We start from the raw sequence: 16207 nt of genomic DNA, 5'->3' as shown, positions 1-16207 counted from the left end.
CCAAACCGCGGCCAGGTGGCGGCGGAAGTATGTCGGGATGACCGCTATCGAGTTGCGCGACTACGCCCCGTTCACGATCGAGCACGACGAGATCGGGCGGGGCTTGTCGTTCGAAGAACGCGTCGTGATCCAGGCCGGGATCCGGGACGGGCGCACTCAGTCCCGGATCGCGGCCGATATCGGCCGGGACCGGTCCGTGGTGGGTTACGGCAGGACCTGGCGAAACAGTTGTCGCTGGGCCGCACCCACCGCAAGTCGCGCTCGTCCACGGACCTGCGGGGACGAGCGGTGTATGCGGACGCGTTCAAGATCAGTGAACGCCCGCCCGAGGTCGACGACCGTGCCGTGCCGGGACATTGGGAAGGCGATCTGATTGTCGGGCCAGGGAGCAAGTCCGCGATTGGCACGCTCGTGGAACGCACGACCCGGTTCGTGATCTTGCTACACCTGCCGAACGGGCACACCGCGGCTCAGGTCGCAACGCAAATGCTCCGGCAGATGCGGCATCTGCCGGAGCATTTACGTCGATCGATCATGTGGGACCGAGGAACCGAGTTAGCGGAGTACCGGCGGATCGAAACCGAGCTGGTCGAGGCCGTGTATTTCGCGGATCCGCACTCGCCCTGGCAGCGCGGATCGAACGAGAACACGAACCGGTTGTTACGGCATTGGTTCAAAAAGGGCAGCGACCTGTCCGGGTACACGCAGCAGGATCTGGACGTGGTCGCGCGCAAACTCAACACGCGACCCCGCCCGACCCTGGACTACGACACCCCAGCCAAACGCCTCAACCAGCTCCTTGTTGCATCCACCGGTTGACACCGCCACGCTCAAAACAGCAACTTCAGACCACTCAACTGGTACTAGTAGAGGCGAGGGCGCGGGCCGTTCGGCGCTTGCGCAGCCACGGCACGACCTGGCCGATGACGACGACGAGTACCGCGATGAGGAACATCGCCGAGCCGATCACGTTCGCCTCGGCCGGGATGCCTCGGGCCGCGGCGACGTACACGAACTTCGGGAACGTCTCGACCGTGCCCGAGTTGAAGTTCGTGATGATGAAGTCGTCGAAGCTCATCGCGAACGACAGCAGGCCCGCCGCGAGGATGCCCGGAATGAGCTGGGGGAGCGTCACCCGCAGGAACACCTGCGCAGGCGAACCGTAGAGATCGCGCCCCGCCTCCTCGATCGCCGGGTTCAGCGTCGCGATGCGCGCCCGAATCGTCACGATCACGAACGACATACAGAACACCGAGTGGGCGATCACGATCGTCCAGAACCCGAGCTCGAGCCCAACATTGAGGAAGAACGCGAGCAGGGAAGCGCCGAGCACGACGTCGGGCGTCGTGAGCGGCAGGTAGATGAGAAAGCCCGTCGCGTCGCGGAACTTGAACGCATACCGGTCGAGCCCGTACGCGAGCAGCGTGCCGAGCACGAGCGCGATAAGCGTCGCGACGAGGCCGATCTGCAGCGACACCCCGACCGACTGGCACACGCCCGGCGCGCCGCAGGGGTTCGCCCAGTTCTCGAGCGTGAACCCGCGCCACGTGAGGTTCGTGCGCGCCGGCTCGTTGAACGAGAACATGAAGATGTAGGCGATCGGCAGCAGCAGGTAGAGGAATGCGGCACCGCCGAGCACCGGAATCGCCCAGCGCCCGATCGCCGCGCCGATTCGCGCGCCAGTTCCGTGAGTATTCGTAGCCATCGCCGCCTCCTACACGAGATCCCGGGTGCCGAAGCGCCGCACGTAAAGCGTAACGAGCAGCAGAATCGAGAGCATGAGGATGAACGACAGCGCGGCCGCGCCGGGGTAGTCGAGCACCCGCATGAACCGCGACTCGATCACCTGGCCGATCATCGTCGTGTTCCGGTTGTTGCCGAGGATCGCGGCGCTCACGTAGTCGCCCGCGGCGGGGATGAACGTGAGCAGCGTGCCCGCGAGCACGCCCGGCACTGACAGCGGGAACGTCACGGTGCGGAACACCGTCGAGCCGTTCGCGTAGAGGTCGCGGCCCGCCTCGAGCAGCCGGCCGTCGAGCGCCTGCAGGTTCGCGAAGATCGGCAGCACCATGAACGGCAGGAAGTTGTACGTGAGGCCCGCGACCACGGCGAAACTCGTCGCGGTGAGTGTCGCCTCCTGCGGCATGAGGTGCAGCACCTTCAGCGTCTGCACGACGAACCCCTCGTCGGCGAGCACCTGCCGCCACGCCTGCGTGCGCAGCACGAACGACGTGAAGAACGGCGCGATGAGCAGCACGAGCAGGATGCCCTGGAGCAGCCCGTGCCCGCGCAGCCGCACCGCGATGAGGTAGGCCATGGGGTACCCGATGACGAGGCAGAGTACGGTCGCAATCAGCGCGAAGCCGAACGAGCGAATGAGCTCTGGCCAGTAATCGCCGAGCACGATCGCGTAGTTGCCGAACTCGAGGGCCGGCGCGAACTGCCCGATGTCGGCGCCCGGCGGCTTCACGTATAGCGAGGTCGCGAGCAGCGTGAAGACCGGCACGACGAAGAAGACGAGCAGGAACAGGATGCCCGGGGTAACGAGGCCGTACCCCGCGCGTCGGGGCCGGGGCGGGCGCACCTGCCCGCCGGAGCGCACCGCGATTGCGGTGGTGGAGTCGGGGTCGGTGCGAGCCACGTTACGCTCCCTCGCCCGCTTCGGCGTCTTCGCGCCCGTCGAGTCCGAACGCGTGCTCGGGGCTCCACGAGAGCGTGACGGCGTCGCCCGGGCGCAGCGTCGCGGCACCCCGATTCTGCGCGAACACCGAGAAGTTGCCGAGGCCCGGCACCTCGACGCGGTACTCGTTCGACATGCCGGCGAACGCAGTGTCGGTGACGGTGCCCGCGAGTGTGTTCTCACCCGTCGGCGCCGCGTGGTCGCCGGGGCGGGCCTCGAGAATGTCGAGCTTCTCGGGTCGGATGCCGACGAGCACGTCGCCCGAGTCGGCGGCCGCGCGCGCCGGGTCGAGCAGCAGGCGGTGACCCGCCGCATCCACCTCGAGGTGCTCGCCGTGCCGGCCGACGACACGGCCTGGCATGAGGTTCGAGCGGCCGAGGAAGTTCGCGACGAACGCGGTGCGCGGCAGATCGTAGAGCGTCTGCGGGGCGCCGAGCTGCTCGATGCGGCCCGCGTTCATGACCGCGACGGTGTCGGCCATCGACATCGCTTCCTCCTGGTCGTGCGTGACGTGCACGAAGGTGAGGCCGACGTCGGTCTGAATGCGCTTCAGCTCGGTCTGCATTTGCCGCCGCAGCTTCATATCGAGGGCGCCGAGCGGCTCGTCGAGCAGCAGAATCTCGGGTTTGTTCACGAGCGCCCGCGCGAGCGCGACGCGCTGCTGCTGTCCGCCCGAGAGTTGGCCCGGTTTGCGGTCGGCGAGGTGGGCGAGCTCGACGAGCTCGAGGAACTCCTGCGCGCGCGCCTTCCAGTCGCCGATCCGGCGACGCTTCAGCCCGAACGCGACGTTCTCGAGCACCGACATGTGCGGGAACAGAGCGTACGACTGGAACACCGTGTTCACGGGCCGCTTGTGGGCCGGCAGGTCGGTGATCTCGTCGTCGCCGATGCGAATCGAACCGGCCGACGGCGCATCCAGGCCCGCGACCATCCGCAGGGTCGTCGTTTTGCCGCAGCCCGACGGGCCGAGCAGCGCGAAGAACTCGCCGGCGGGGATGCGCAGGTCGAGCGGGTGCACCGCCGTGAAGTCGCCGTAGTGCTTCTCGAGCTGCTCGAGGTGCAGGGTCGAACCGCCGGCGTCGCGGCCGGTGTCGCGGGTGCGGGTTTCGGTCGACGTCATGGCTAGTTTCCGATCGCCTGCTGGAACATCTGGTTGTACTTCGAGTCTTCTTCGGGCGTGAGCGGCCGGATCGTCTGCGAGTTCGCGAGGTACTCCTCGGTGGGGAAGATGAGCTCGTTTTCGGCGAGCTCGGGGTCGATCTTCTCCATCTCCTCGCGCGCGCCTTCGACGGGGCAGATGTAGTTCACGTAGGCCGCGACCTCGGCGGCGACGGCGGGCTCGTAGTAGTAGTCGATCATCGTCTCGACGTTCTTCGTGTGGCTGCCACCCATCGGCACGAGGAAGTTGTCGGCCCAGAGGTCGCCGCCCGACTCTGGCAGCGCGAAGTCCCAGCGGTCGCCGTTCTCGAAGTTGAGCTGCGTGATGTCGCCCGACCAGGCGAGCACCGCGACCGCGTCGCCCGAGATGAGGTCTTCCTTGTACGAGTTGCCCTTCACCTGGCGAATCTGGCCCGAGGCGATGTGCTTCTTCAGCACCTCGAGGGCGTCGTCGAACTCGTCGTCGCCCCAGTCGCTCGCGATGTCGACGCCGTTCGCCATGAGCAGCAGCGCCATGGTGTCGAGCATCTCGTCGAGCACGATCACGCGGCCCTTGTACTGCGGATCCCAGAGGTCGTCGAGGGTGTGCAGGCCGTTCGGCACCTGCTCCTTGTTCCAGGCGAGGCCCGTGAACCCGCCCTGCCAGGTGACCGAGTATTTGCGGCCCTCGTCGAACGTCGCGTTCATGTACTCGGGCAGCATGTTCGCCGTGACGTTCGGCATATTGTCGTGGTTAAGCTCCTGCACGTAGCCGAGGCGCATGAGGCGCGCGGCCATCCAGTCGGTGAGCGTCATGACGTCGGCGCCGATGTCCTGCCCGTTCGAGAGCTGGTTCTGGTACTTGCCGAAGTACGAGTCGTTCGAGTCGATGTCTTCCGTGTACGTCACGTCGATGCCCGACTGCTCAATGAACTTCTCGAGGGTCGGATACGTGCCGGTCGCGTCGTCGTAGTCGAGGTAGAGGGTCCAGTTCGACCAGCGCACGAGCTTCTCGGTGTCGGAGAGGTCGGTTGCGGGGCTCAGCGCCCCGCCGGTTTGGCCCCCGCCCGACGGCGTCGTGCCGCCGGTGCCGCACGCGGCGAGCAGCGAGAGGATGCCCGCGGCGCCGGCCCCGGCGAGCAGCGAGCGGCGCGTGAGGCCGGTGCCCGCGGCCTGGCGGCTCATGCGCACGAGGGAATCGATGACCGGATCACGAGGGGCGTCGGCGTCGGGAAATGCGAAGTCACGAGACATGTCGGCTCCTGGTTGCAGGACGCCTCAGGGTGCGCTCCCCGCCCTCGCCGCTGGTGGCACGAGCCGCGACGTCGGTGTCGCGGATGTGGTTCGTGCCGGGGTGAGGTTGGGATTACGGACGCCTCGGCGTCGATTCGATTGCCCCGAGACTACACCGACCGGTCGGTATATCTCAACGGTCGTCGCGCCGCAGCTGCGCGACGTAGTCGAGCATCCGCGCCGCCGTCTCGGGGCTCGTGAATTCGGAACCCTTCTCGCCATACGTGTCGATGTGGTAGGCGATGCCGTCGCCGAGGAGAATGACGGCGCGGGCCAGCGACTCGTCGCCCACGTCGTCGAGCACCATCGCGAACCACTGCTCGCGGGCGCGGCGCAACACGCGGTGCACCGTCTGCTCGTTTGTCGGGGCGAGCCGAATCAGCGCCGCCATCGTTCGCTCGAGGGGCGACCGCGTGTCGTTCGAGGTCTGCAGGTACCACTGCGCCGCAGTGAGGCCGCTGCGGGGGAGTCCCGCGATATCGGCGGCGACGAGGTCGGTGAACCGCTCGCAGAGGGCGTCGATCAGCGCGGCCTTTGACGGGAAGTGGTGGAGCAGCCCACCCTTCGAAGCACCCGCGCGCTTCGCGACGGCGTCGAGCGTCGCGCCCCGTTCGCCGAGCTCGAGCACGAGCTCGCGGTAGGTGTCGATGAACTCGACGCGACGATTCGTGGCCTTCGGTGGCATGACCGTTCCTTCCTGGCGACGACCGCGCGACGACGTTGGGGCGCGGTTGCGACGAGTGTACCGGCCGGTCGGTTCTTCGCTATCGTTCGGGTTCCCGCCAGCCGGTCCACGGCCCCGCGGCGAGGCAATGCCAGCCCGCGCTCGTGCGGCCCTAGGATCGCCGCATGGGCACCTCCCACACGCACGTGCACACGACGGGTGAGCAGGCGACCGCCGCATCCCGCGCCTCGACCATCACCCTCGGCGCGATCGCCGTGGCGCTGCTGCTTGCGACGATCGTCGGTGTCGTCGCCCTCTGGCCGAGCGCTTCCCAGGTGCCGCGCGCGCAGCTGCTCGCCCCGGGCGTCGAGCTGCTCGAGGCGACCGTCGACGACGTGCCCACCGACCCGCAGAGCGCGATCGTCACCGCGACCGGCGTATCCGACCCCATCGCCGGCGAGTCGATCCAGGTGCAGGTGACCGCCGATGTGCTGAGCGGGATGCGCGCGGGCGACCGGATTCGCGTGCTCTCGTTCACCGGTGCGGCCGACCCCGGTGCTGCTGACCCCGGCGCCGTCGACGAGGGCGCCGCCGACCCCGCTGCGACCGACGCCCCGACGGCGCAGGCGCCCACCGGGCAGACGTACGCCTACTTCGACCACGAGCGAAAGCTGCCGCTCGGCATCCTCTTTCTGCTCTACCTGCTCGTCGTTGCGCTCGTGGCCCGCGGCCGCGGGCTGCGCGCAGTGCTCGGCCTGAGCGCTGGCGTCGCCGTGGTCGCGTGGTTCCTCGTGCCGGCGCTGCTCTCGGGCGCGAACCCGACCCTCGTCGCGCTCGTCGCCGCGGGAGCGATGATCTTCCCGAGCGTGTACGTCGCGCACGGCATCTCGATTCGCACGACCACCGCCGTCATCGGCACGTGCGCGGGCATCGGGTTCACGCTGCTGCTCGCGTTGCTCGCGAGCGGGCCAGCCGGTATGACCGGCGCCGACGATGAGAACGCGCAGCACCTCTTCACGACGCAGCCGGGCATTTCGCTCAGCGGGCTGTTCCTCACCGGTGTCATCATCTCCAGCCTCGGTGCGCTCAACGACGTCACGATCACGCAGGCGTCGGCGACGTGGGAGCTGCGCGCCGCGATGCCGGGGGAGTCGCGGTGGAAGGTGTTCGCCGCGGCGATGCGCATCGGTCGCGACCACATCGCCTCGACCGTCTACACGCTCGCGTACGCGTACATCGGGTCGGCCCTGCCCATCCTGCTCGTCGCCGCGACGATCGATCGCGGGTTCCTCGACACGATCACGTCGGGCGAGATCGGCGCCGAGGTGTTCCGCACGCTCGTCGCGTCGATCGGGCTCGTGCTCGCGATTCCGCTCACGACCGGGATCGCGGCGATGCTCGCGAGCACCGTGGAGCGCCGCCCCCGCTTCGACGCCGACCGCGCCGTCTGGTGACCCCGCGCATCCCCTCTCGCCCACCCCTCAAACCCTCAGTCCACTCAACTGAGGGAAATCTCAACTGAGGGAAGCCGGTTAGGTGGCGAGGGCCTGGATGGGGGCCCGGGCGGGGATGCGCGCGAGGGCCGCGAGGGCGGCACGGCGGCCCGCCCGGGTCGCGCCGACCGTCGAGGCCGAGGCGCCGTAGCCGACGAGCAGCACTCGCGGATCGCGCACCACCTTGACGACGTCGCGCGTCTTGATGCCGCCGCCGGGCTCGCGCAGCCGCAGCGGCGCGAGGTGATCGAGGTCGGCGCGGAACCCAGTCGCCCACAGGATCGCGTCGACCGGCATGACGCGGCCGTTCGCGAACTCCACGGCGTCGGGGCGGATGCGCGCAATCGGCCCGTCCGACACCAACCGGCCGCGATCGCGCGCGGCAAGATACTCGGGCCAGGGCGGGATGCCCGTGTTCCGCACGACCGAGTGGGGCACGAGGCCTGCGCTCGCGCGGGCATCCACCCGCTGCTCGACCGCGACGCCCCAGCGCTCGTCGAACGGGTCGTCGACCCAGTCGGGGTCGCGCCGCGTTGACCACACCGTCTCGGCACCCGCCTGCTCGAGCATGAGAATGAACTGCACGGCGCTGAGCCCGCCCCCGACGACGGCGACGAGCTGCCCACGAAACTCCTCGGCATCCCAGAAGTCGACGGTGCGCAGCTGTCGGCCGCGGAACGACTCGATGCCGGGTACGTGCGGCACGAACGGCTTGGTCCACGTGCCGGCCGCCGAGATCACGATGCGGGTACGCCAGCTCCGTTTGCCAGCGCGCACGATGAGTGGCGCATCCTCGCCGGGCCCCTCGGGCTCGACGGTGTCGACGCGCACCGGCCGCTCGACCGGCAGCCCGAACTCGCGCTCATAGCGCTCGAAGTAGTCGGCGACGAGCTCGCTCGCCGGGGTCGACGAGTCGACCTCGCCGAGCGGCAGGCCGGGGAGGTCGTGGATGCCGTGGGCGCGCCCCAGCGTGAGCGCGGGCCAGCGATGGCGCCAGGCCCCACCGGGGCCGGGGTTGCGGTCGAGCACGATGAAATCGCGCCAGGGGCGCAGGCCCCGGCGCTGCAGCCAGTACGCAGCGGTGAGGCCGGCTTGGCCCGCACCGATCACGACGACCTCGAACACGACGACTCCTCGGCGCTCGCAATACCCCGCGAGCGATACTTCCTGACGGGCAATGATTTCATGAGAAGTAACGCAACGGCGGTCGGATTATGCCCGGAGCGAGCTGCGCGACGTCACCGGCATCGCGCGGGCCGGTCGGCGTAGGTTAGGCTGTACTAACTAACTTGTCCCAGGGTCAGCGAAGGATACGCATGAAGAACGTCTCGGAGTCTACGCAGACAAAGCAACTGCTCGACAACCGGGCGATCTCACTCACCCACCGCATTCTCACCGGCGCAGGCAGCGCGACGATCGTCGCGTACAGCGCCGAAGAGCAGCCCCACCTGCACGCAGTTGCGCACGGCCTCGCGAGCGACGGCACCCTCGTCGTCGCCGCGAACCTCGAGCACCCCGACGTGCACTCGGCGTTCCGCACCGGCGAGCAAGAAGAGGTGCGCGTTGACTTCATGAAGGAGTCGCCCGAGTTCGATGTGCGCATCATCTCGGCGACGAGCCACCTGCTTGGCATTCTCGACTGGCTGACGATGGCCGAGGCCGATGTCGCGTTCCGCGATGTCCTGCTCCCCGCCCACATCGTCGACCTCGCCTCGCAGCCCGGCGGCCGCCTCGGCATCGTGACGACCGACCGCGTCGTCACGCACACGAGCAACGGCATCACGGCCGTGCCGTTCGCGGAGCTGCAGGCCCGCCACCGCACCTGCGACGCACTCTTCGCGCAGCGCGTCGACGACATCTCGACCGAGCTCTGCCTCATGGCCGACGACGACCGCCTCGGCATGTTCGCCGCTGGCCTCGCCGAGGGATGGTTCGACGGCGTCACGCTCTCGCGACGCGAGACGACCGACCCGTGCGCGCCGGTCATGAACCGCACGTTCGTCGTTGACGTCGACCAGTCGGGCCTCACGCTCATGCACGTCGGTGTCGACGACACACTCGTGCTCTTCGCGCCGTTCGACGAGACGGCGCGCACCGAGGCCGAGCTGCGCACGAAGATCTCGTCGCTCCTCGACATTGACATCACGGCCGCCGCGTAGTCTTTCCGCTCGTTCGCGAATTCGCGGGCCGCCACCGCGTATTCGGTGAGAACTGAATATCGCCAGCAGAACCCCCGCAGAAAGAATTCAGGTAACGCTTACCTATATTTCGGGTCGAATTGCGGCGAATTTTGTGATGCAACGCGAGAACGCGCCGAGCGGTGTGCTCGACGCGTTCTCGAAACGGATACGCGGGGCGATACCCCGGGCGCGTTACGCGACCTCGTAGCTCGCGCAGTTCGCGGTGTCGCCCGTGATGGCGACGGCGGCAGCGGTGCACATGAGGTCGGTGTTGTGCACGCACTCGAGGCGCTGGCAGGCGCTCACGTGCGAGTCGGCGACGGGCAGGCCGCCGCGGGCGTCGAGGGTGATGAAGGTCGCGCAGCTGGCGGTGTCACCGGTGCCGCCGACCGTGATGCCAGCCGCCGTGCAGCCGCCGTTGTTGTAGGAGCAGGCGGTTGCGCTGCAGGTCTGAATCGCGGTGAGTTGCGTCATTGGAATCGCCTTCCATGCAAGTGCGCGAATCGGATATCTCGCGCCGAATACTGAAAAGCTATGCCCATTCTTTTTGCAATTCCAGCTAGGTAAGGCTGCCCTGGTATTTGAATGCGCCGTCCGTCGGCTAGACAAACTCGCTCAAAGTCGCAGCCGTCGTGCCCCGGCGCCGTGCGGGTCACGATCGGCGCTCGATGCCGCGTATCCCTCCACCGGGCGCGCGCGACCGCCTAGGATTGCACCGTGAATTCCCAGTGAGTGATCAACAACTTCACAACCTGGGGTCAACGAAGACCAGAGGAAGACAATGAAATCGTTCCAGCAACGACTTGACAGGTGGCGTCACCATCGGAATCCGGTGCTTTCGACCCTCGCGGTACTGCTCGTACTGCTGCTCACGGTCGGCACTGCGGCGGGTGCCGCGCAGGCGATCACCGGCACGAACGCCCAGTCGGTCGACGAGCCGAGCGCCGTCGAGGGCCAGACGTTCGTCATCGCCACCGACACGACGTGGGCGCCGTTCGAGTTCGAACAGGGCGGCGAGCTCGTCGGCATCGACATGGATCTGATCAACGCCATCGCCGAAGACCAGGGCTTCGACGTCGACATTCAGGTGCTCGGCTTCGACGGCGCACTGCAGGCGGTGCAGTCGGGCCAGGCCGATGCGGTCATGGCCGGCATGAGCATCACGGATGAGCGCAAGCAGTCGTTCGACTTCTCGAACCCCTACTTCGACTCGGGCATTCAGATGGCCGTCGCCGAGGGCGACGATTCGATCGCGGGCTACGAAGACCTCGAGGGCAAGACGGTCTCGGCGAAGACCGGCACTGAGGGCTACGACTTCGCGGAGCAGCTTGCGGAAGACTACGACTTCGAGGTCACGGGCTTCCAGGACGCGGCCGACGCGTACAACGACGTCACGTCGGGCAACTCGGTTGCCGTGTTCGACGACTACCCGATCCTCGCCTACGCGATCGCGACCGGGAACTCGGGCCTGAAGACGGCCACCGACCAGGAGAAGGCCTCGAGCTACGGCATGGGCGTGCAGAAGGGCCAGAACCCCGAGCTCGTCACCGCCTTCAACGAGGGCCTGAAGAACGTTATCGAAGACGGCACCTACCAGGACATCCTCGACGAGTACCTCGGCGAGAACGCGCCCGACGCGGCGACGATCGGCAACGGTGCGGCCGCGCTCGGCAACGAGCAGCTCAACCCCGGCGAGCCGGGCGAGCTGCCCGACAACCCGAACTTCGCGACCGACACCCCCGTCGAGAACGGCAAGTTCACAGTCGCGACCGACACGACCTTCGCCCCGTTCGAGTTTGAGTACAACGGCGAGATGGTCGGCATCGACATGGACCTGCTCAAGGCAATCGCCGCGAACCAGGGCTTTGAGGTCGAGATTCAGTCGATCGGCTTCGACGGCGCGCTCGCCGCGGTGAACTCGGGCCAGGCCGACGCGATCATGGCCGGCATGAGCATCACCGAGGAGCGCAAGCAGACGTTTGACTTCTCTGACCCGTACTTCGAGTCGGGCGTGCAGATGGCCGTCTCGGAAGACAGCGACATCTCGTCGTACGCCGACCTCGAGGGGCAGACCGTCGCGGTGAAGACCGGTACCGAGGGCTACGCCTTCGCCGAGGAGCTCTCGAAGGAAGTTGGCTTCGAGCTCAACTCGTTCCAGGACTCGGCCGACATGTACAACGACGTCGCGACCGGCAACTCGGTCGCGGCCTTCGAGGATGCGCCGGTGCTGCAGTACGGCATCGCGTCGGGCAACGTTCCGCTGAAGATCGTGACCGACCCCGAGCCGGGCGCCGACTACGGCGTCGCCGTGCAGAAGGGCCAGAACGCCGAGTTCATCGAGATGTTCAACGCGGGCCTGCAGGAAGCGATGGAGTCGGGCGCCTACCAGCAGATCCTCGACCGTTACCTCGCGAGCGAGCAGGAATCCTCGGGCACGTCGTTCTTCGAGCTCGTCGCTGCCGCCATGCCGTCGCTGCTGCAAGGTCTCGGCTTCACGATGTGGGCGACGCTGCTGTCGATCGTCTTCGCGATGATCCTCGGTGTTGTCTTCGGCATCCTGAAGCTCTCGGGCAACTGGCTGTTGCGCGGCCTCGCTGGCGCGTACGTGAACATCTTCCGTGGCACCCCGGTGATCGTGCAGGCGTTCTTCTTCTACTTCGGTGTGCCGGCCTTCTTCCAGCAGTTCCTGGGGCAGAACGTCACGCTCGACGCGCTCACGGCCGGTGTCATCACGCTCTCGCTCAACGCGGGTGCGTACATCACCGAGATCGTGCGAGGCAGCGTGCAGGCGGTTGACCCGGGCCAGATGGAGGCGGCGCGTTCGCTCGGCCTCGGCTGGGGCCCGTCGATGCGTCGCGTCGTGATGCCGCAGGCGTTCAAGATCATGACGCCGAACCTCATCAACCAGTTCATCATCACGCTGAAGGACACGTCGCTGCTCTCGGTGCTCGGTTTCGCCGAGCTCACCTACCAGGGCCGCATCGTGATCGCCTCGACGTTCCGCTCGTTCGAGATCTGGATCGTCGTCGCGTTCATGTACTTCATCGTCATCTGGCTGCTCACGGTGCTGAGCAACTGGGTCGACCGCAAGCTCAACAAGTAAGGCGACACTCATGACTAACAACGATTCGCTCTACACGAAGCCCGTGACGACGGCCGACGTGCCGCCCATTCAGGTGCACGACCTGCACAAGTCGTTCGGCAGCAACGAGGTGCTCAAGGGCATCGACCTCGAGATCGAGAACGGCGAGGTTGTCGCCGTCATCGGCCCCTCGGGGTCGGGCAAGTCGACGCTGCTGCGCTGCCTCAACCGGCTCGAAGACGTCACGAGCGGCGAGGTGCACATCACGAGCGAGAACATCGCGACCGCGAAGGGCGCCGCGCTCGACCGCGTGCGCCAGCGCATCGGCATGGTGTTCCAGCACTTCAACCTGTTCCCGAACATGACCGTGCTCGACAACGTCGCGCTCGCGCCGACCGAGCTGAAGAAGATGTCGCGCGCCGATGCCCGCAAGCGCGCGAAGGAACTGCTCGAGCGCGTCGGCCTTGCCGACAAGGCGGATGCGCGCCCCGCGCAGCTGTCGGGCGGCCAGAAGCAGCGCGTCGCGATCGCTCGGGCGCTCGCGATGAGCCCGCAGATCATGCTGTTCGACGAGGCGACCTCGGCGCTCGACCCCGAGATGGTGGGGGAGGTGCTGCAGGTTATTCGTGACCTCGCCGCATCCGGCATGACCATGGTGCTCGTGACCCACGAGATGGGCTTCGCCCGCGAGGTTGCCGACCGCGTCGTGTTCATGGCCGAAGGCAAGGTCGTCGAGCAGGGCGACCCGAAGGTGCTCTTCGACTCGCCGAAGGAGGCCCGCACGCAGGACTTCCTCTCGAAGGTGCTCTAGGTGCTCTAAGGGCTCGGATACGCGCGAGGGCCGGTGGTGGGGCGACACCCGCCGCCGGCCCTCGGCGTTTACCCGGAGGTCGCATCGCGTTTCCCTCGGGCGACAACAGTGACCGGCGACACTCGTTGATCTTCGCAAAGGAGCCCCATGCGCATCCGTCGCATCGCTCCGGTCGCCGCACTCGCCGCCACGGGCCTCGCCCTGAGCTGCTTTGCTGCCGCCGGACCCGCCCTCGCCGCCGACTCGGCGTTCACGCGTACCGCCACGTATCCCGTCTACCTCAACGTGCCCGAGGGCGTCGACCCGGCCGACGAGACCGTCGCCGAGATCTCGACGATCACGCCCGACGGCCAGACGATGATCTACACCGACGCGCTCGGCCAGCGCATCGGGTTCGTCGACGTGAGCGACCCGAACGCGCCCGTCGGCACCGGCACCGTCTCGCTCGCCGAGCTCGGCCACGCCGATGACCAGCCCACCTCGGTGGCGGCGATCGGCGACTACGTGCTCGTCGTGATCGACGAGACGGGCGGCGACTTCGAGCACCCGAAGGGTCGCGTCGACGTGCTCCGCGTGAGCGACCGCGAGCGCGTCGCCTCGATCGATCTCGAGGGGCAGCCCGACTCGATCGCGATCTCGGGCGACGGCCAGTACGCCGCCATCGCGATCGAGAACCAGCGCGATGAGGAGCGTGAGGACGTCGACGGTGGCCTCCCGCAGCTCCCCGCGGGCTTCGTGTCGGTCATCGACCTCACGGGCGACGCCGCCGAGTGGCAGGCCGAGCGCATCGACCTCGTCGACGAGTCGGGGGCGCCGATCGAGGTCATGGCCGCCGCCGGTCTCGACACGCCAGAAGACCCCGAGCCCGAGTACGTCTCGATCAACGACGAGAACGTGCTCGCCGTGACGCTACAGGAAAACAACGGCGTCGCGATCATCGACCTTGCGACCCGCACCGTCACCGACGCGTGGAGCACGGGCAACGTCACCGCATCGGGCTTCGACACCGAGGACGACGCGGTTATCGATGCCTCGGGCTCGATCGAGGAGACGCCACGCGAGCCCGACGCGATCGGTTGGATCGACAACGACACGCTCGCGACCGCGAACGAGGGCGACTGGAAGGGCGGCACCCGCGGCTGGACCGTGTTCGGCATCGACGGCACCGTGCAGTGGGACGCCGGCAACTCGTTCGAGCAGCTCGCGATTCGCCACGGCCTCTACAACGACGACCGCGCCGGCAAGAAGGGCCCGGAGCCCGAGGGGCTCGCGATCGCCGAGTACAACGGCGTGAACTACGCGTTCGTCGCCTCGGAGCGCTCGAACTTCGTCGCCGTCTACAACGTGAACGACCCCGCGAACCCCGAGTTCGAGCAGCTGCTGTTCTCGACGAACGGCCCCGAGGGCATCCTGCCCGTGCCCGAGCGTGGCCTGCTGCTCGTCTCGAGCGAGGAAGACGACGCGGGCGCCGGCGTGCGCAGCGCGATCAACATCTACCAGCTTGGCGACGAGACGCCGTCGCAGCCGAGCATCATCTCGGCCGATGACGCCGACGGTCAGGCCATCGGCTGGTCGGCACTCGGCGCGCTCGCGGCTGACCCGAGCGACGCGAACATCATCTACTCGGCGACCGACGCCGCCCTCGCGAACAACCGCATCTACACGATCGACGTCTCGGCGCAGCCCGCGGTGATCACGGATGCGGTCGAGGTGCGTAAGGACGGCGAGGTCACCTCGTACGACATCGAGGGGCTCGCGGCGAAGGACGACGGCGGCTTCTGGCTCGCCTCGGAGGGCGCGACCGGCGCCGAGAACCTCCTCGTCGAGCTCGACGCTGACCTCAACGTCGTGCGCGAGGTCGCCCTGCCCGAGGACGTCTCGAGCCACATCGGCAAGTGGGGCCTCGAGGGCGTCGACGTCACGACCGACGCGAACGGTGACGACCTCGTCTACTTCGCCGTGCAGCGCCCGCTCTGGGTCGACCCGGCGGCCTCGCCGCTCGAGCCGCTCGAGGGCGAAAACACGACCCGCATCGGGCAGTACAACACCGCGACCGAGGAGTTCGCCTGGTTCGGCTACGAGCTCGAGTCGACCGACACCGAGGGCGACTGGATGGGCCTTTCGGAACTCACGGTCGTTGACGAGAACACCCTCGCGGTGATCGAGCGCGACAAGCTGAACGGCCCGAACGCCGCGATCAAGCGGGTCTCGACCGTCGAGATCCCCTCGGCCGGCGAGATCGCAGCCGCTGACGGCGCCGTAATTCCGGTCGAGAAGGAGCTCGCGATCGACGTGCTGCCCGAGCTCGAGGCAACGAACGGCTGGACGCAGGAGAAGCTCGAGGGCTTCACGATCGCGGCCGACGGCCAGCTCTACGCCGTCACCGACAACGACGGCCTCGAGGACGCGACCGGCGAGACGGTGTTCTTGCGACTCGGGACCGCCGATGAGGCCTTCGGTGCGACGTCGCCGACCGAGCCGACCGACGGCGCGGAGCCGACCGACACGGCCGCGCCGACTGACACCGCTGCGCCGACTGACGACGCGACGCCGACCGAGACCGGCGCACCGACCGAAACCGGTGCATCCGGTTCGGCTGACGATGCGGACGGCAGCCTCGCGACCACCGGTGCCGACGCTGGCACCCTGACGCTGCTCGGCGTACTCGCCGCAGGCGCCATCGCCGCGGGCTCGGCGCTCGTGCTGCGCCGCCGCAACCGGGCGTAGCGCGCCCGAGCACCAAGTGGCCGCCCCGACTCTCGTGGTCGGGGCGGCCACTTTCGCGTTTTCGCCCTCCACGATCACGCCTCGCGTGTTCTATAGTTCCTAAGGTGAGGCTTACCTGAGTTGGGCACGGCTGCCTCCGC

At 67.7% G+C, this 16207-nt stretch carries 13 protein-coding genes and 1 pseudogene; 7 read left to right on the top strand and 7 right to left on the bottom strand.

The window, feature by feature from the left end; all coding sequences use genetic code 11:
* Positions 1–37 precede the first annotated feature (37 nt).
* Positions 38–151 (top strand): annotated as a pseudogene (locus G328_RS16885) (hypothetical protein); the annotation flags it as partial.
* A gap of 77 nt (positions 152–228) precedes the next feature.
* Entirely contained in the window at positions 229–819 is a 591-nt protein-coding gene (locus G328_RS15380; RefSeq protein WP_187325762.1) for an IS30 family transposase, read from the top strand.
* 34 nt (positions 820–853) lie between these two features.
* On the opposite strand, the gene G328_RS0112485 is transcribed toward G328_RS15380, so the two are convergent.
* From G328_RS0112485 to G328_RS15375, 5 genes are all read right to left on the bottom strand, one after another.
* Positions 854–1705, bottom strand: a complete 852-nt coding sequence (locus G328_RS0112485; protein WP_019619693.1) for an ABC transporter permease — start codon at positions 1703–1705, stop codon at positions 854–856.
* 9 nt (positions 1706–1714) lie between these two features.
* Positions 1715–2641: an ABC transporter permease gene (locus tag G328_RS0112480; protein WP_019619692.1), complete on the bottom strand. Its 927-nt coding sequence runs from the start codon at positions 2639–2641 to the stop codon at positions 1715–1717.
* A 1-nt stretch (position 2642) separates the two neighbouring features.
* On the bottom strand, positions 2643–3800 hold the full coding sequence (locus G328_RS0112475) for an ABC transporter ATP-binding protein (protein WP_019619691.1): 1158 nt from the start codon (positions 3798–3800) through the stop codon (positions 2643–2645).
* 2 nt (positions 3801–3802) lie between these two features.
* Positions 3803–5071 (bottom strand): ABC transporter substrate-binding protein, encoded by a 1269-nt coding sequence (locus tag G328_RS0112470; protein ID WP_019619690.1) that lies wholly within the window; start codon positions 5069–5071, stop codon positions 3803–3805.
* 172 nt (positions 5072–5243) lie between these two features.
* Positions 5244–5795 carry a TetR/AcrR family transcriptional regulator gene (locus G328_RS15375; RefSeq protein ID WP_019619689.1) on the bottom strand — a complete coding sequence of 184 codons (552 nt, stop codon included), beginning with the start codon at positions 5793–5795 and terminating at the stop codon, positions 5244–5246.
* Between the two features lie 164 nt (positions 5796–5959).
* Between G328_RS15375 and G328_RS0112460 the strand changes: the two genes are divergently transcribed.
* A complete protein-coding gene (locus G328_RS0112460; protein ID WP_019619688.1) occupies positions 5960–7228 on the top strand; it encodes a YibE/F family protein in 1269 nt (422 codons plus the stop codon).
* A gap of 78 nt (positions 7229–7306) precedes the next feature.
* On the opposite strand, the gene G328_RS0112455 is transcribed toward G328_RS0112460, so the two are convergent.
* On the bottom strand, positions 7307–8392 hold the full coding sequence (locus tag G328_RS0112455) for a flavin-containing monooxygenase (protein WP_019619687.1): 1086 nt from the start codon (positions 8390–8392) through the stop codon (positions 7307–7309).
* A 191-nt stretch (positions 8393–8583) separates the two neighbouring features.
* Between G328_RS0112455 and G328_RS0112450 the strand changes: the two genes are divergently transcribed.
* On the top strand, positions 8584–9426 hold the full coding sequence (locus G328_RS0112450) for a hypothetical protein (RefSeq protein ID WP_019619686.1): 843 nt from the start codon (positions 8584–8586) through the stop codon (positions 9424–9426).
* 213 nt (positions 9427–9639) lie between these two features.
* Here the strand turns inward: G328_RS0112450 and G328_RS0112445 are convergent, their stop codons facing one another.
* Positions 9640–9921 carry a DUF1540 domain-containing protein gene (locus G328_RS0112445; protein ID WP_019619685.1) on the bottom strand — a complete coding sequence of 94 codons (282 nt, stop codon included), beginning with the start codon at positions 9919–9921 and terminating at the stop codon, positions 9640–9642.
* Between the two features lie 358 nt (positions 9922–10279).
* On the opposite strand from G328_RS0112445, the gene G328_RS0112440 reads away from it, so the two are divergent.
* The 3 genes from G328_RS0112440 (at position 10280) to G328_RS0112430 (ending at position 16067) form a co-directional block, all read left to right on the top strand.
* Positions 10280–12550 (top strand): ABC transporter permease subunit, encoded by a 2271-nt coding sequence (locus tag G328_RS0112440; RefSeq protein WP_019619684.1) that lies wholly within the window; start codon positions 10280–10282, stop codon positions 12548–12550.
* Positions 12551–12560: 10 nt separating this feature from the next.
* Positions 12561–13340 (top strand): amino acid ABC transporter ATP-binding protein, encoded by a 780-nt coding sequence (locus tag G328_RS0112435; RefSeq protein ID WP_019619683.1) that lies wholly within the window; start codon positions 12561–12563, stop codon positions 13338–13340.
* A gap of 147 nt (positions 13341–13487) precedes the next feature.
* Complete coding sequence (locus G328_RS0112430; protein ID WP_019619682.1) at positions 13488–16067, top strand: esterase-like activity of phytase family protein; 2580 nt, start codon at positions 13488–13490, stop codon at positions 16065–16067.
* The last annotated feature ends 140 nt before the right edge of the window (positions 16068–16207 follow it).

The organism is [Zimmermannella] faecalis ATCC 13722, assembly GCF_000381765.1.
Taxonomy (GTDB): domain Bacteria; phylum Actinomycetota; class Actinomycetes; order Actinomycetales; family Microbacteriaceae; genus Gulosibacter; species Gulosibacter faecalis.
The sequence above is the reverse complement of the archived record's forward strand: the minus strand, read 5'-3'. Positions and strand labels throughout refer to the sequence as shown.

Coding starts and splice junctions, on each gene's coding strand:
- G328_RS0112485 (WP_019619693.1), bottom strand. CDS start 1,705: ATGGCTACGAATACTCACGGAACTGGCGCGCGAATCGGCGCGGCGATC.
- G328_RS0112475 (WP_019619691.1), bottom strand. CDS start 3,800: ATGACGTCGACCGAAACCCGCACCCGCGACACCGGCCGCGACGCCGGC.
- G328_RS0112470 (WP_019619690.1), bottom strand. CDS start 5,071: ATGTCTCGTGACTTCGCATTTCCCGACGCCGACGCCCCTCGTGATCCG.
- G328_RS15375 (WP_019619689.1), bottom strand. CDS start 5,795: ATGCCACCGAAGGCCACGAATCGTCGCGTCGAGTTCATCGACACCTAC.
- G328_RS0112460 (WP_019619688.1), top strand. CDS start 5,960: ATGGGCACCTCCCACACGCACGTGCACACGACGGGTGAGCAGGCGACC.
- G328_RS0112450 (WP_019619686.1), top strand. CDS start 8,584: ATGAAGAACGTCTCGGAGTCTACGCAGACAAAGCAACTGCTCGACAAC.
- G328_RS0112445 (WP_019619685.1), bottom strand. CDS start 9,921: ATGACGCAACTCACCGCGATTCAGACCTGCAGCGCAACCGCCTGCTCC.
- G328_RS0112435 (WP_019619683.1), top strand. CDS start 12,561: ATGACTAACAACGATTCGCTCTACACGAAGCCCGTGACGACGGCCGAC.
- G328_RS0112430 (WP_019619682.1), top strand. CDS start 13,488: ATGCGCATCCGTCGCATCGCTCCGGTCGCCGCACTCGCCGCCACGGGC.